The organism is Snodgrassella sp. W8124 (genome assembly GCF_016100875.1).
Taxonomy (GTDB): domain Bacteria; phylum Pseudomonadota; class Gammaproteobacteria; order Burkholderiales; family Neisseriaceae; genus Snodgrassella; species Snodgrassella alvi.
In genome coordinates this window covers 33,565-47,978 of record NZ_JACFRP010000004.1, presented here as the reverse complement: position 1 = coordinate 47,978, position 14,414 = coordinate 33,565, and the positions used below count along the sequence as shown (strand labels likewise).

Sequence of the window (14,414 nt, the reverse complement as noted above, 5' to 3'; positions counted from 1 at the left end):
AACTCCTGCCTGCATTTATTTTTGACTTTCTTCTCATTCAGCTGTTTTTCCTAAATTTATTTTTGGTGCCTTTGACTCAGTTTTGTTGTTTTATTTGACTCCACTATCTGCCGATAGGGATGTTGACTTGTTTATACCCTCTATTTCCTTTTACTTGTGACTAGATGACTCTTCTTATATTTGTATTTGGCACTTTCATATACTCACTTTAAATTATTGTGAACTACTTCGACTCAGGCTTTATTGATTAAACCAAATTTAATTTAGATATATTTAAGGCTATCGTTTCTATAATAGAGCTTCAGTAAACTTTTTTGTTGTTAAAATATATCAATTAAATAATTAACTTAACTTTTATCTTGTACTTTATGAACTCTATACTATATAGATGTGTCCTATAGCTATTTTTCTAACTTTAGTCTGTTGCTGTTTTTTTATATTTTGATTTTGTCAGAATAGTATTAGCTAAATTTAGAGATACAGATATATATAAAGATAAAGCGGTTTTTCTGTTACCTTTAATTAATAGTTCTAAATTAATTCCGATAATCAGATAATTTTCTATTTTAATTAATCTTATATTTTGTTTTTAAATATTAAGTAGAATCAAGTCATAATTATATTGTTTTGATAATTGTATATAGGTGTATTAAAGCTTTAAATACGATCTGTTTACGCTTTAACAAGCTTATAAATTGCTCAATCTGACTGATTAACGCACTCTTATGTTTTAGTGTTAAGTTATATTGCAAATAATAATGGTTTCTATTATCATGCAATGATATGGAAAACCAACGCAAAGTCAATTTTTTAATTGTTATTTTAGTGCTGGGCGTACATGCTATTTTATTTTGGACAATAGCATTTAATGAACAGCAGATTAAAGTTGATAATAATATACAAGCACTGAATTTTGTTGATTTAGGTATAAGCTCGGATATGGCTGGCAAGATTGCTGACGATGTTCCTCAACAACCCGAATCTCAACAGCATGTTGTGCATAAACAGACGGTAAAAACACCGCCTAGAAAAGTGCTACCTGAAAAAACTCTGATAAAACCTGTAGCAACTAGCAAAGTACAAAGTCAATTTAAAGTTACTCCACCCAAAGAGGATGAACCGAAGCTGATACCTGCAGTAGCAAAATCATCGCCAATAGCGCCTGCACCTAGCAACAATGTTCCAGATGCTACTTCTGCAAATACTGGCGGAAAATCAGATTCCAAATCTGCAAATGGTAAAAACAGCAGTGATCAGTCTGCTGGTAGCTTAGTTGTGCCAAAAGAATATCAGGGAGGTTATCTGGCTGCATTAAACCCGGATTATCCGTATGACTCTCGGAGTAATGGGGAAGAAGGTGTGGTGGGTATAAAGGTTTATGTAGGTGCAGACGGAAAAGCACTTAATGTCACTATAAGTAAAAGTAGTGGCTATAGCCGTCTTGACCGGGCTGCTAAGCAGGCAATACTGAGATATCGTTTTAAACCAGCTACGCGCGGTGGTATTCCAATCTCTTATAACTATCAGTTTAATATAAAATTCAAAATATCAGATTGATAAAAAATAACGATAAGTAATGTAATTTTTGTATTTTAAATGATTTAGTTAAATCATTATTAACTTTGAAGGTAATTATTCTTATGGATGGTAATATTGCTTCAATTTATGCTCAAAGCGGTTGGATTTTGCTAACTGTTCTGGCTATTCTTGTCTTGATGAGCATTATAACCTGGATTATTGCTTTGGTTCGATGCTGGAGTTTATGGTGCGCAAGGCGGGATAATCGCATAGCTTTAAATTGCTTTGAGACAGCTGAGAATCTGGTTCAATTGCAACATGAACTGGCTGAAAACCATTCACCGGTGGCTTTACTGACTCGTGATGCATTACACGCAAGTAAGCTTTATCATGATAAAGCTAATCATTCTTTGGCTGCGGCCATGCCCTTTAACCGCTACCTTACCAGTCAGATTCGTAATAGTATGGAACAGATTATGCGCCACTATGAGAGTGGACTGACTGTATTGGCATCAATAAGTTCAAGTGCTCCATTTATCGGATTATTTGGTACTGTATGGGGTATTTATCATGCTTTAATTAATATTGGCCATAGCGGACAGATGAGTATTGCTGCTGTAGCTGGTCCTATAGGTGAGGCATTAATTTCTACCGCCATAGGTTTATTTGCAGCGATTCCGGCTTTACTGTTTTACAATGGTCTGGTACGCAGCAAGAAAAATTTAAGTCGTGATCTTGATGGTTTTGCTCATGATTTACATGCACAATTATTAAATAATGAGGAATAGTGATGGCATTCGGTCATTTCAGTGATGATGAGGTACATGAATCAGCTGATATTAATGTAACGCCGCTGGTTGATGTAATGCTGGTACTCTTGATTGTCTTTATGATTACGATGCCAGTATTAACTCATTCTATCCCGTTAACTTTACCTACCACCGCTAATCCTACGGAGCAAACAGAACCAAAATCTCCATTACGCTTATCGATTGGTGCTGACGGGCAATATAAATTAGGTGAACAAACACTTTCCCTAACTCAATTAAAAAATGATTTACATCTGAAGGCTCAGGCAGATCCAGAACTAGTACTGGCGATAGCTGCTGATAAACACGTTGCTTATGATCATGTTGCTCAGGTATTAGCCGCTGCTCGGGATGCAGGTTTGGTAAAAGTTGGCTTTGTTACGGAAGATAAATCGTAAATTAAATATCTCAATATAATTCTATTAAATGGACTTTCTGTCGAGGAAAGTCCATTTTTAATAGATTATTGTTATTGCAATATAATTAATTAAATAATACTACAATAAAATTTGACATCATAATTAAATACTTAAATTATTTTTGTCTCCGTTTGCGCGTATTAAATAATTATTCATAATTACTGATATCACTATAGTTGCGTATATTATTTCTAGTGGGATATGAAGTAATATCATATTACTGAGTGGAGACTATTCATATAATCGATAATATAGGCACTAATAAAATATACATGATGTCATTTTTTCCTTAGTCTTTTATCACCGCCCTTTTCTTTTTTTATTTGTTTTTAGAAAAGTGCAGAACTGATGATGTCCAATATTTCAAGAAATATATTTATAACCATTCAAACGATTGATTCTCCCTTTTATATTTATAATGAAATTTTCACGATATAAGTATTAATAAAAGCAATATATCAATATTGCTTTCCAGAGTTATGGAATAACAGAGTCTATTATTCAGCAGATTTTTCTGAGGTACTTATTAAAATAACTTATAAAATTTAGATATTGTTATGTAGTAAATTTCATGTAAAAATTTTCTAGATTATTAATTAATCCATCTATTAAATATCTGTATTTAGATTTCTATCTTTAAATGTAAAACAGGTAGATTAATTATTGATTATCTACCTGTTGTATTGCGCCTGAACTAACGAATAATACCACGCGTTGATTGTGCAAAAAATTCTTTAAACACATGTAACTCAGGTGCTGAATCTGCTTCAGCAATAATTCTGGCTTTAGCATCAGCATAAGCCAATCCCTGGCGGTAAAGAATTTTATACAGACGTTTGATGTTGGCAATTTGTTCTGATGCAAATTGGTGCCGGCGCAAACCTTCAGTGTTAAGTCCGGCTGGCTCGGCACGATAACCAGCAGCCATAACATACGGGGGTACATCTTTATGCACACCGGCAGCAAAAGCTGTCATAGCATAATCGCCAATTTGACAAAATTGATGTACAAGTGAGAAACCGCCCAGTATTACATAGTCACCGATAACAACGTGTCCTGCAAGCGATGCATTGTTGGCAAAAACTGTATGATTGCCGACAACACAGTCATGAGCCAAATGAACATAAGCCATTATCCAGTTATCATCACCTATACGAGTTTCACCAATACCGGTAACGGTACCCGTATTGAAGGTGGTAAATTCACGGATGGTGTTATGGTTACCAATAATAAGTCTTGTTGGTTCCCCATGGTATTTTTTATCTTGTGGGATTGCTCCCAGTGAAGCAAACTGAAAAATTCGATTGCCTTCACCAATAGTAGTGTGCCCGTCAATAACAACATGCGGTCCGATATCGGTATTGGCTCCAATCTGCACGTTTGCACCGATTATGGTATAGGCTCCCACAGATACGCTACTATCGAGTTCTGCTTTGGGATCAATAATGGCTGTGGGATGAATCTGCGTCATGTATATTTCCTGCTGTCGTGGTTAACGACTAGTTTAATCATAGATGATTAATATTTTTAGTAATGTATTTTTTATTTTTCTACCTTGCGTTTGGCACACATGATTTCAGCTTCTGCCGCAACCTGATTATCTACTAAAGCAACAGCCTTGAATTTACCGATATCACGTTTGTTTGCCAATAATTTAACTTCGAATTTCAGCTGATCGCCGGGGACAACCTGACGCTTGAAACGGGCATTATCAATGCCTACAAAAAAATAAATTTCATCATCGTCACGACCACCATGACTTAAAATAGCCAGTGTTCCACATGCCTGTGCCATAGCTTCAATAATCAATACACCAGGCATAACCGGAAAATCAGGAAAATGACCAAGAAAAAAGGGTTCATTAGCGGTGACATTTTTAATTGCACTCAAAGTCATGGCTTCACTGTCGTAAGCGATAACACGATCAATCAGTAAAAATGGATAACGATGAGGTAATAATTTCTGCAGGGTACGAATATCTAAAGGTAAAGACCAATCCATTGCTTTAATCCTATTGGTTTGATGAATTGCCGTTTAATTCGGCTAATTGATGTTCCAAGGCTTTTATTTTTTGACTCATTTCATGTAAATGACGAATATGGGCAGCATTTTTTACCCAGTCACTATGTTTTTGTAACGGAAAAATAGAAGCATAGTATCCGCTTTCCTTAATACTATGACTGACAGCTGTAGCGGCACCAATCGTTGTTTTCGGCGGAATGTGTAAATGACCACCAATCATTGCTGCACCGCCGATAACGGAATAAGCGCCAACTTCTGTACTACCGGCAATGCCTGTACAAGCTACAATAGCTACATGAGCACCGATTTTGCCGTTATGGCCAATCATCACCTGATTATCAATTTTGGCATCATTTTCTATGATGGTGTTTTCAATTGCTCCGCGGTCAATTGTGGTGTTGGCTCCAATTTCGACATCATCACCAAGAATCACGCAACCGGTCTGAACAATTTTAAACCATTCATTTTTCTGTTTGTCCCATGCAAAACCGAACCCATCAGCACCAATAACACATCCCGAATGCAGTTCTACCCGGTTACCCAGTATACAACCATGATAAATGGTTACATTAGCATGAATAACACAGTCACTACCCACCGTACAATCATCTTCAATAACAGCGCCAGCCAGAATGCGTGTGTTTTCACCAATGATACAGCGCTCACCAATAACAACATGAGCACCAATTTCGCAACTGGCTGCAATTTGTGCAGATGGTGTAACTACTGCACTGGGATGGATAGATGCTTTAGCCTGAATGCGAGGATGAAACAAACGGGCAACTTGAGCAAAGTAAAGATAAGGATCATCAGTAACTATCAGTGTACGATCAGTTAAAACTTCGGCAGATTTTTCGGTAACAATCAGTACCCCGGCCTTACTGGCCAATGCTTCTGCACGCAAACGTGGATTACTGAGAAAGCTGATATCGTTTGCTTGCGCCTGTTGTAATGAAGTAATTCTGGTAACAATGACATCACTGCCACGCAATTGTCCGCCCAGCTGTTCAACTAAAGCGGCAGCGGTTATCTGGTTTACAGCCATATTTCTGCCTTACTGTTTTTGTGCATTTAATGCTTTAATAACAGCATCAGTGATATCAAATTTACTGTTAACAAATATGGCATCTTGTATGATCAAATCATATCCTTCTTTTCGTGCCATTTCGATAATAACTTTATTGGCATTTTGCTGAAGTGAGGCAAATTCTTCATTACGACGCAGGTTGTAATCTTCTGCCAGTTTTGCAGCTGCTTCTTTATATTGTTCATCCATTTGCAGCATTTGTTTTATTTTTGCTTCACGCTCGGCCGCCGGAACTTTCCCTGATTCAATTGCTTCTTTTAGTTTCAGCCCTTCAGCTTGCATGGCTTGCAGTTTTTTCTGCAACGGCGCAAATTCTTTATCAAGATCTTTCTGAATAGACTGAGCCTGAACAGATTGCTGATAAACACGGCTGGTATCAATAAAACCGAGCTTTTGTATACTTTCTGCCCATGCAAAAGAGCAGGAAAGTACAGCAGCAAATGTTAAAACAATTTTTTTAAACATAAATTTGTCCTTATCTAGCTGCGATTAGAACGTAGTTCCCAACTGGAACTGGAAGCGTTGTATCTGATCTTCCGATTTTTTATGAATTGGATAAGCATAACTGAATTTCAGTGGTCCCATAGGTGACAACCAGGTAACGGCTAAACCAGCAGAATAGCGTACTTCGTTACCAATACTTGATTTATGTGTTTTGGAGCCGCCATAAGGATTTTTTTCATCATAATAGTTATAAGTTTTGTTATCCCACACACTACCGGCATCTGCAAACATGCTGAGGCGGACAGTATGCTGATCTTTAATTCCCGGAAACGGGAACAGCAGTTCTGCAGTTGCAGTAGCAATATAATTACCACCATAACTGCTGGAATCACTACTATATGAACCGTCACTGTATCGGTTAAAGTATTTCGGACCAAGTGTACCAGACTCATAACCACGTACTGAACCTAAACCACCGCCATTAAAAGCATACATAAATGGCAAATCCTTGGTTTTTCCATAGCCATCCGCATAACCAAGCTGTCCATATAGCATAAGGGTAAAGTTTTTATTTATCGGGAAATACCAGCGCTGGTCATGACTAATGCTGTAATATTGTAAATCGCCGCCGGGTAAACCACTGTTAATATTAGCATTCATTATGTAGCCGCGAGTAGGCCATAATGAACTGTCTGTGGTATTACGACCCCAGCCGACAGTACCTTTTAATATCCAGTTATTCTTACCATATTTCTGAACAAATTCAGCATAACGCTGCGGCGCATATTCGCCATACAAATTAACGGCCAGATGCTCTGCACCAAGACTGAAATTAACTCGGTCATACTCGGTAATCGGTACGCCCATGGTCATTGCTGCACCAATGGTCGTGGTTTTATAGTCCATTGAGTTACTGTCTGATTTGCTGGGGTTATAACCACGATAGTACAGGTTATACCCTAGACTGACACCATCAGGAGTGAAATACGGATCTGTAAAGGAAAGAGCCGCAACCTGATTAACCTTGGAGCGGGATAGTTGCAGACTGGCCGATTTACCAGTACCAAACAAATTATCCTGTGCAATACCTGCTGACAGCAGCAAACCGTCATCCTGCGCCCAACCGGCACCAACATTAATAGAACCGGTTGATCTCTCTTTGACACTCATATCCAGATCAACCTGATCTGGTGTACCTGCTACAGGCTTAACATCTACTTGAGCATTATCAAAATAGCCTAATTGCTGAACACGCTCTTTGGAACGGTTAATTTTCGATACATCATAGGGAGCGCGTTCCATTTGCCGCAATTCACGCCGTAGTACCTCATCACGGGTTTTGTTGTTACCTGTAATATTGATCTGATTAACATAGACTTTACGATCAGGAACGACGTTTAGTACAAAATCGACAACATGTGTATTTTCATTGGGTACAGGGCGAACATCTACCTGACAGAAAGCATAACCTGAGCTACCCATTTTGTCCTGAATTGCTCTGATGATATTAATCATCTGTGAGCGGTTATACCATCTTCCCGGTTTGATTTTAACCAGTTGCTGTAATGATTCTGCGGGTACTTCACGGGTATCACCGCCAACAGTTACATTACCCCAGCGATAGCGTTCGCCTTCATTTACTGTGATGTTAATCATCTGAGCAGTTTTATCTTCACTGCTGTTTACTTTAACATCAGCAATACGGAAATTCAGATACCCATGATCCTGATAATAATTATTGATTTTATCCAGATCCTGCTGTAACTGGGTATCTGAATAACGATCATCCCTGGTTAACCAGCTTGTCCAGCTTTTCTGGCTTAATGACATCTGTTTACGCAAAGTATGGGCAGAATAGTGTTTATTACCACTAAAATTAATTGATTTGATGGTTGTTGTTGCACCTTCATCTATTTTCAGCTCAAGTGCAACACGATTACGTTCCAGCCGGGTAACCTTGGGAGTAATTTTTACCGCATTTTTACCACGCTGGCGATAGGCATCCTGCAAACCTACTATTGCCTGCTCCAATGTAGCCGGATTAAATACGCGTGATTGACCCAGACCAAAACCACTCAGATTTTTCTTAATATCATTATTATTGATGGATTTACCGCCGGTAACATCAAAGCTGCTGATAATTGGCCGTTCCACTACAGTTAACAGGACCTGATTACCCATGGTTTCAACCCGTACATCATCAAAAAAACCTGTCGCATACAGTTTTTTGATAATCTCTTCACCCTCCGTATCGGTAAAAGTATCACCGATTTTAACCGGAAGGTAACTGAAAACAGTTGTGGGAGCTGTACGCTGTAAACCCTCTACCCGAATGTCTTTTATGGTAAACGGTTCTACTGCTAAAGCCAGTGAAGACAGGCCCAGAGCCATTAAACTGACAGTAATCTGTTTTAATTTCATCATTCATCCAAACAAACGGGTAATATCATTGAAGAAAGCCACCAGCATTAACATTAACATGGCAGCAATACCAAAACGCAACCCCATTTCCTGTATACGCAAACTCAGGGGTCTGCCACGAATCCACTCGATGGCATAATACAGTAAATGCCCCCCGTCTAATACGGGAACGGGTAATAAATTGAGTACGCCAAGACTTACGCTGACCAGAGCCAGAAATTCTGTATAACTTTGCCAGCCCATAGCAGCAGTTTTGCCAGCCACATCTGCAATAGTCAATGGACCGGAAAGATAATGCAGCGATGCCTGACCAGTAAGTAATTTGGCAAACATGGAAAGAGTAAGTGTAATGTAATCCCACGTGCGTTGCATAGCCAATCGTGCGGATTCAAAAAAACCGGGCTGATAATGCTGGCGAATCTGGGCATCCCATGTTTTATCACGCATGGCACCTACACCAACCTGACCAATTATTGCTCCCTTTTCAAGCACTGATTCCGGTCGCAGGCTAGTTTGCAGAATCTGTCCGTTTCGCTGATAACTAATGTCAAGTTTTGCACCGGCACTGGCCCGGATACTGTCTACCCAATCCTGCCAGCCAGTAAGTTTGCGTCCGTTAATGGTCAATAAGATATCACCTGTACGCAGACCAGCTTTAGCTGCGACACTATCCGGTATAACCATACCTATCTGATTAATAACTTTGAAAGGTGCAATACCCAGATAACCGGTTTTGGCAACATTAGCAGCAGCATCGGTACCGGCAATATTCAGTCGCCGCTGCTGCGGTTGTCCGGCTGCATTGATAACATCAACCTGAACTTTGCCGCTATCCAGATTAAGCATAATTTTAGCCTGAGCATCCGTCCAGTCTGTGACAGCCTGTCCGTTAACACTATTGATACGGTCGCCTTGCTGAAAACCTGCATCAGCAGCTACTGTAGCTGGCTCAACCATACCCACCCAGGGGCGAATTTGAGTAATACCACCTATGCTGAAACTTGCTGCATACAGCAGTACAGCTAATATCAGGTTCGTCAACGGACCGGCAACAACGATTGCAATACGTTTAAGAGGATGCTGCTTATCAAAAGCATAAGGTAAATCAGCTTCACTGACATCTCCTTCACGGGTATCAACCATTTTGACATACCCCCCGAGAGGGATGGGTGCCAGACACCATTCGATATTGCCGCGTTTTAAACAAAAAAATGGTTTACCAAAACCAATACTAAAACGCAGTACTTTAACACCACACCAGCGAGCCACAACCAGATGGCCTAATTCGTGCAAACTTACCAGCAGTAAAATTGCTACAATAAAAGCAAATATGGTTAATAACATGGTTTATCCTGTTCTCATCCGGCAGACCGGCCAGCTATCCATGCACTTGCTACACTACGCACCCGTGTATCAAGTTGCAAGAGTTCTTCTATAGAAGACGCAGTTTGCCCGCTAAAATATTGCAGACAGTTATCAACTACTGACGCTATATCAACAAACTGAATGTTTCTGTCCAGAAAGGCAGCTACGGCAACTTCATTAGCTGCATTCAGCACACATGAACTGGCCGGATTATTGCTGTGTAATACATCATAAGCCAGTTTCAGGCATGGAAAACGTATGAAATCCGGTGCCAAAAAGTGTAAACCACTTAAACTGGTAAAATCCAGCTGTTCAACCCCTGAATCAATTCTGTCTGGTAAGCCCAGACAATGTGCAATCGGAATACGCATATCCGGTTTACCCATTTGAGCCAGTACAGAACCATCTCGGTAACGAACCATGCTGTGTATCACGCTTTGCGGATGAATAATCACTTCCAGCTGTTCAGCAGCAGCATTAAATAACCAGTGAGCCTCAATTAACTCAAGACCCTTATTCATCATACTAGCTGAATCAACAGAAATTTTGCGACCCATCTGCCAGTTTGGATGGCGTATTGCAGCCTCTGGGGTAATAGCCACAAAATCTGCCAGTGCGGTGTGCAGAAAAGGACCACCTGATGCCGTTAAAACCAGCGATGCTACGCCAGCATGCTCCAAATTTCCCTGATAATTATCAGGTAATGCCTGAAAAATAGCATTATGCTCACTATCTACAGGTAACAGCCGTGCACCGTACTGCTGAACAGTCTGCATAAATAAGGCACCGGCGACTACCAGGGTTTCTTTATTTGCCAGATAAATAGTCTTACCGGCTTTCGCTGCTGCTAACGTAGGTCTTAAGCCGGCGGCACCGACAATAGCAGCCATGACAGCATCAGTTTCACTATCCTGTGCAACATCGCACAGAGCCTGTTCTCCAAATAAAACCTCTGTAGTAACAGCAGCAGTCTGTAATTGTACTCGCAGAACATCCGCCTGCGCAGCGGTAGCAACCACAGCGTAAACTGGATGATAACGAATACACAGTTCTGCCAGACGATCAATTTTCTGGTGTGCGGTTAACGCAAAAACAGAAAACCGTTCAGGATGGCGCCCAATAACATCAAGAGTACTCTGACCAATGCTGCCAGTCGCTCCCAGAATAGTTATAGAAGTAGGATTATAACCACTCATCAAAAAATCACTTTACACTAAAACAGGCTATCAAGGCGGCATAAACACTCAGTACAGCAATCAGGGAATCTATCCGATCAAACACACCACCATGTCCGGGTAAAAGCTGGCTGCTGTCTTTTACACCACCGGCACGCTTTAACCAGCTTTCCAGCAAATCACCGCAGATACTGACTGCAGTCAGAACAAAAGCCAAACACAGGGTTTGCCACCAAGGTAGAATAACCGGTAACCAGCCTTGCTGTTGCAGGACAATTGTATAGATAGCAACACAAATAACCGCACCAATAGCACCTTCCCAGCTTTTATTCGGACTGATAGTTGGAGCCAGTTTACGTTTACCTACAGCCCTTCCGACAAAATAGGCAGCAATATCGGCAATCCACACTAATGCCATGATCGATAAAAGAGCACCGGCAGCTTTAGTATCCGGCCGCAAAGAAATTAATGCCTGCCAGAAGGGCACCATTAATAGCCAGCCAATCATGACACCAAACAAGTTGGCTCTGATCTTCCATTTAAATTTTAACCAGACTGGTACGATAATCAGCCAGAACAGCAAAACCATTATCTGTGCCCAGAGTGGTAATGCCGTCTGCTGATAATAAAAATAAAGACATCCACCGCCTACTGCGCTGACCAGCAGATAGAGGGCATTCTGTATGTTAGTGAAATGGGCAATACGGGCATATTCCCATAAAGCTAGTAAGGCAATCAGACCGCTAAATGCAGCCCATAAACTGTTGTTAGCCCCGAACAACATACCTATCATTAAGGGCAGTAAAACCAGAGCAGTAAGAATACGTTGTTTGAGCATAAATAAATTTAGAGTCGCTGTTGGGTAAGTGGCAACTGCTCCGAGGTTCTGCCAAACCGTCTCTCCCGTTCCTGATAGGAACGTACAGCATTAGCCAGCTGAGATTCATCAAAATCCGGCCACAGAACTGGCGTAAAATATAACTCGGTATAAGCCAGTTGCCATAGAAGAAAATTACTGATACGGGTTTCGCCGCCTGTACGGATAAATAAATCCGGTTCGGGAGCATAACCAAGTGACAGATATGGCAGGATGCTGGTTTCAGTCAGTTTGGTATCTCCGGCCTGAATAGCCTGATTAACCGCCTGCAAAATATCCCAGCGACCACCATAATCAGCAGCTATAGTCAGAGTTAGCCCGGTATTGGCTGCTGTCAATGCTTCTGCTTCTTCAATCCCGTGTACGATTTCTGCTGCAAAACGGCTGCGATCACCAATGACACGCAGACGCAGATTATTTTTATGCAATTTTTGTACCCGTTTTTGCAATGACTGCAAAAACAGCCCCATCAGAAAATTAACTTCGTCCATAGGACGACGCCAGTTTTCAGTAGAAAAAGCAAAGACTGTCAGATACTCCACACCCATACGTGCGCAGTTTGCTGTCATTTCTTCCAGCATTTCCAGCCCTTTTTTATGCCCCATAATCCGTGGCATCAGACGTTTTTTAGCCCAACGTCCGTTACCGTCCATAATAACGGCAATATGCCTCGGGATTTCGGTATGTTCGGGCACACTCTGAGTACTACTAGTAATCAAAATACATCCTTTACTGCAATTATATAGTTCAGATTGCCATCAGATCGGCTTCTTTAGTTGCCAGCATCTTATCAATTTCAGCAATGTATTTATCAGTAAGCTTCTGAATACCTTCTTCACCGCGACGAACTTCGTCTTCACTAATTTCTTTGTCTTTATGCAGACGTTTGAGGTCATTATTGGCATCACGTCGTATATTACGCACGACTACCCGACCATCTTCAGCTTCACCACGGACTACTTTAATCAGATCTTTGCGTCGCTCTTCGGTAAGCATTGGCATGGGTACGCGAATCAGATCACCCATTGCAGCCGGATTCAGGCCAAGATTTGAGTTACGAATAGCCTTTTCGATAACAGCAGCCATTTTACTTTCATAGGGTTTCACCCCGATGGTGCGAGCATCCAGCAAGGTTACACTGGCAACCTGACTAACAGATACCATGCTTCCGTAATATTCTACCTCAACCTGATCTAGTAAACCGGTATGAGCGCGCCCTGTACGAACTTTAGACAGATTATCGCGCAATACATCCAGTGATTTCTGCATTTTGGTTTCAGCAGTGCGTTGAATTTCGTTAATCATGAATATTCCTGTCTGGCCTGACAGCATTTATTTCAATTTTCTCAAATTTTTGCTGTCAGAAAATGGCAAACGCGCATACTAACGCAGTTATACGCGTCACCACAAGTTTAGTTAAGCAGTCTGATGTTTATACATGGACTAATGTACCTTCATCTTCACCCCAGATAACCCGTTTAAGTGCTCCCGGTTTGAAGATGCCGAATACCACAATATTCAGTTTCTGTTCACGGCATAAAGCAAATGCCGTGGCATCCATTACTTTCAGATTCTGGCTAATTGCCTCATCAAAAGTAATTTGCTGATAACGTTTGGCCTCAGGGTTGGTTTTAGGATCAGCAGTATAAACCCCATCAACATTGGTTGCCTTTAACATAATATCACAATTCATTTCTACTCCACGTAAACTTGCTGCGGTATCTGTAGTAAAAAACGGATTGCCGGTTCCTGCTGCAAAAATCACCACTTTACCCTCTTCCAGATACTGGATCGCTTTCGGGCGTGCATAAGTTTCTGCTACCTGCTGCATACTCAGTGCTGACTGCACTCTGGCTTTAACCTGCTGACTTTCAAATGCTTCTTTCAGAGCCAGTGCATTCATCACCGTAGCCATCATGCCCATGTAATCGGCGGTAGCACGTTCCATGCCTTTGGCTGATTGCGCCATTCCGCGAAAAATGTTACCGCCGCCAATAACAATAGCCACTTCTACACCCATATCGACCACTTCTTTAACCTGTGCAGTGATTTGCATAATGGTATCGCGATTGATACCAAAAGCATCCGGCCCCATCAGGGACTCTCCGGATAATTTCAATAATACACGTTTGTATTTTGCTGGTTTGGTCATGATCATTCTTTCTGTCAGTTTGCCATTAGATGTTTAACAGCGATCGATAAATTTTAAAAAATGGGTACTTTTATTTCAGCTATCTCAACCTGAGTAAACAGATAACTCAAAAAAAAGCACCCTGA

The 14,414-nt window shown here is 40.8% G+C and carries 14 protein-coding genes; 3 read left to right on the top strand and 11 right to left on the bottom strand.

From position 1 onward, the window contains the following. Positions 1-783: 783 nt before the first annotated feature. The 3 genes from H3U73_RS10060 to H3U73_RS10050 all read left to right on the top strand — a co-directional run bounded on the left by H3U73_RS10060 (position 784) and on the right by H3U73_RS10050 (position 2,725). Positions 784-1,557, top strand: coding sequence for an energy transducer TonB (locus H3U73_RS10060; RefSeq protein WP_025329709.1), 774 nt, complete (start codon positions 784-786; stop codon positions 1,555-1,557). Positions 1,558-1,640: 83 nt separating this feature from the next. Continuing rightward, a complete protein-coding gene (locus H3U73_RS10055) occupies positions 1,641-2,306 on the top strand; it encodes a MotA/TolQ/ExbB proton channel family protein (RefSeq protein WP_025329708.1) in 666 nt (221 codons plus the stop codon). A 2-nt stretch (positions 2,307-2,308) separates the two neighbouring features. Next, positions 2,309-2,725: a biopolymer transporter ExbD gene (locus H3U73_RS10050; RefSeq protein WP_025329707.1), complete on the top strand. Its 417-nt coding sequence runs from the start codon at positions 2,309-2,311 to the stop codon at positions 2,723-2,725. Between the two features lie 715 nt (positions 2,726-3,440). Here H3U73_RS10050 and lpxA read toward each other — a convergent pair. The 11 genes from lpxA to pyrH form a co-directional block, all read right to left on the bottom strand. Further along, complete coding sequence (gene lpxA, locus H3U73_RS10045) at positions 3,441-4,217, bottom strand: acyl-ACP--UDP-N-acetylglucosamine O-acyltransferase (RefSeq protein ID WP_078474541.1); 777 nt, start codon at positions 4,215-4,217, stop codon at positions 3,441-3,443. Between the two features lie 71 nt (positions 4,218-4,288). Continuing rightward, the gene (fabZ, locus tag H3U73_RS10040; RefSeq protein ID WP_025329705.1) at positions 4,289-4,747 is read right to left on the bottom strand and encodes a 3-hydroxyacyl-ACP dehydratase FabZ; all 459 of its coding nucleotides are present in this window, start codon (positions 4,745-4,747) and stop codon (positions 4,289-4,291) included. A 10-nt stretch (positions 4,748-4,757) separates the two neighbouring features. Then, the gene (lpxD, locus tag H3U73_RS10035; RefSeq protein ID WP_084550538.1) at positions 4,758-5,813 is read right to left on the bottom strand and encodes a UDP-3-O-(3-hydroxymyristoyl)glucosamine N-acyltransferase; all 1,056 of its coding nucleotides are present in this window, start codon (positions 5,811-5,813) and stop codon (positions 4,758-4,760) included. Between the two features lie 9 nt (positions 5,814-5,822). Then, a complete protein-coding gene (locus H3U73_RS10030; RefSeq protein ID WP_084550540.1) occupies positions 5,823-6,320 on the bottom strand; it encodes an OmpH family outer membrane protein in 498 nt (165 codons plus the stop codon). Between the two features lie 24 nt (positions 6,321-6,344). Next, positions 6,345-8,720 (bottom strand): outer membrane protein assembly factor BamA, encoded by a 2,376-nt coding sequence (bamA, locus tag H3U73_RS10025; RefSeq protein WP_084550542.1) that lies wholly within the window; start codon positions 8,718-8,720, stop codon positions 6,345-6,347. Between the two features lie 3 nt (positions 8,721-8,723). Continuing rightward, the gene (gene rseP, locus H3U73_RS10020; RefSeq protein ID WP_084550545.1) at positions 8,724-10,064 is read right to left on the bottom strand and encodes an RIP metalloprotease RseP; all 1,341 of its coding nucleotides are present in this window, start codon (positions 10,062-10,064) and stop codon (positions 8,724-8,726) included. A gap of 14 nt (positions 10,065-10,078) precedes the next feature. After that, positions 10,079-11,281, bottom strand: a complete 1,203-nt coding sequence (gene ispC / locus H3U73_RS10015) for a 1-deoxy-D-xylulose-5-phosphate reductoisomerase (RefSeq protein ID WP_084550547.1) — start codon at positions 11,279-11,281, stop codon at positions 10,079-10,081. A gap of 7 nt (positions 11,282-11,288) precedes the next feature. Then, on the bottom strand, positions 11,289-12,098 hold the full coding sequence (locus tag H3U73_RS10010; protein ID WP_084550549.1) for a phosphatidate cytidylyltransferase: 810 nt from the start codon (positions 12,096-12,098) through the stop codon (positions 11,289-11,291). 8 nt (positions 12,099-12,106) lie between these two features. Then, on the bottom strand, positions 12,107-12,853 hold the full coding sequence (locus H3U73_RS10005; protein WP_084550617.1) for an isoprenyl transferase: 747 nt from the start codon (positions 12,851-12,853) through the stop codon (positions 12,107-12,109). Between the two features lie 31 nt (positions 12,854-12,884). Continuing rightward, a complete protein-coding gene (gene frr / locus H3U73_RS10000; RefSeq protein ID WP_025329697.1) occupies positions 12,885-13,442 on the bottom strand; it encodes a ribosome recycling factor in 558 nt (185 codons plus the stop codon). Positions 13,443-13,569: 127 nt separating this feature from the next. Next, positions 13,570-14,289 carry a UMP kinase gene (pyrH, locus tag H3U73_RS09995; protein WP_025329696.1) on the bottom strand — a complete coding sequence of 240 codons (720 nt, stop codon included), beginning with the start codon at positions 14,287-14,289 and terminating at the stop codon, positions 13,570-13,572. Positions 14,290-14,414 lie beyond the last annotated feature (125 nt).

Excerpts from the sequence above, each read along its gene's own strand:
- bamA (WP_084550542.1), bottom strand. The coding sequence starts at position 8,720 with ATGAAATTAAAACAGATTACTGTCAGTTTAATGGCTCTGGGCCTGTCT.
- H3U73_RS10055 (WP_025329708.1), top strand. The coding sequence starts at position 1,641 with ATGGATGGTAATATTGCTTCAATTTATGCTCAAAGCGGTTGGATTTTG.
- lpxA (WP_078474541.1), bottom strand. The coding sequence starts at position 4,217 with ATGACGCAGATTCATCCCACAGCCATTATTGATCCCAAAGCAGAACTC.
- rseP (WP_084550545.1), bottom strand. The coding sequence starts at position 10,064 with ATGTTATTAACCATATTTGCTTTTATTGTAGCAATTTTACTGCTGGTA.
- lpxD (WP_084550538.1), bottom strand. The coding sequence starts at position 5,813 with ATGGCTGTAAACCAGATAACCGCTGCCGCTTTAGTTGAACAGCTGGGC.
- frr (WP_025329697.1), bottom strand. The coding sequence starts at position 13,442 with ATGATTAACGAAATTCAACGCACTGCTGAAACCAAAATGCAGAAATCA.
- H3U73_RS10060 (WP_025329709.1), top strand. The coding sequence starts at position 784 with ATGGAAAACCAACGCAAAGTCAATTTTTTAATTGTTATTTTAGTGCTG.
- H3U73_RS10050 (WP_025329707.1), top strand. The coding sequence starts at position 2,309 with ATGGCATTCGGTCATTTCAGTGATGATGAGGTACATGAATCAGCTGAT.
- pyrH (WP_025329696.1), bottom strand. The coding sequence starts at position 14,289 with ATGACCAAACCAGCAAAATACAAACGTGTATTATTGAAATTATCCGGA.
- H3U73_RS10010 (WP_084550549.1), bottom strand. The coding sequence starts at position 12,098 with ATGCTCAAACAACGTATTCTTACTGCTCTGGTTTTACTGCCCTTAATG.
- fabZ (WP_025329705.1), bottom strand. The coding sequence starts at position 4,747 with ATGGATTGGTCTTTACCTTTAGATATTCGTACCCTGCAGAAATTATTA.
- H3U73_RS10030 (WP_084550540.1), bottom strand. The coding sequence starts at position 6,320 with ATGTTTAAAAAAATTGTTTTAACATTTGCTGCTGTACTTTCCTGCTCT.
- ispC (WP_084550547.1), bottom strand. The coding sequence starts at position 11,281 with ATGAGTGGTTATAATCCTACTTCTATAACTATTCTGGGAGCGACTGGC.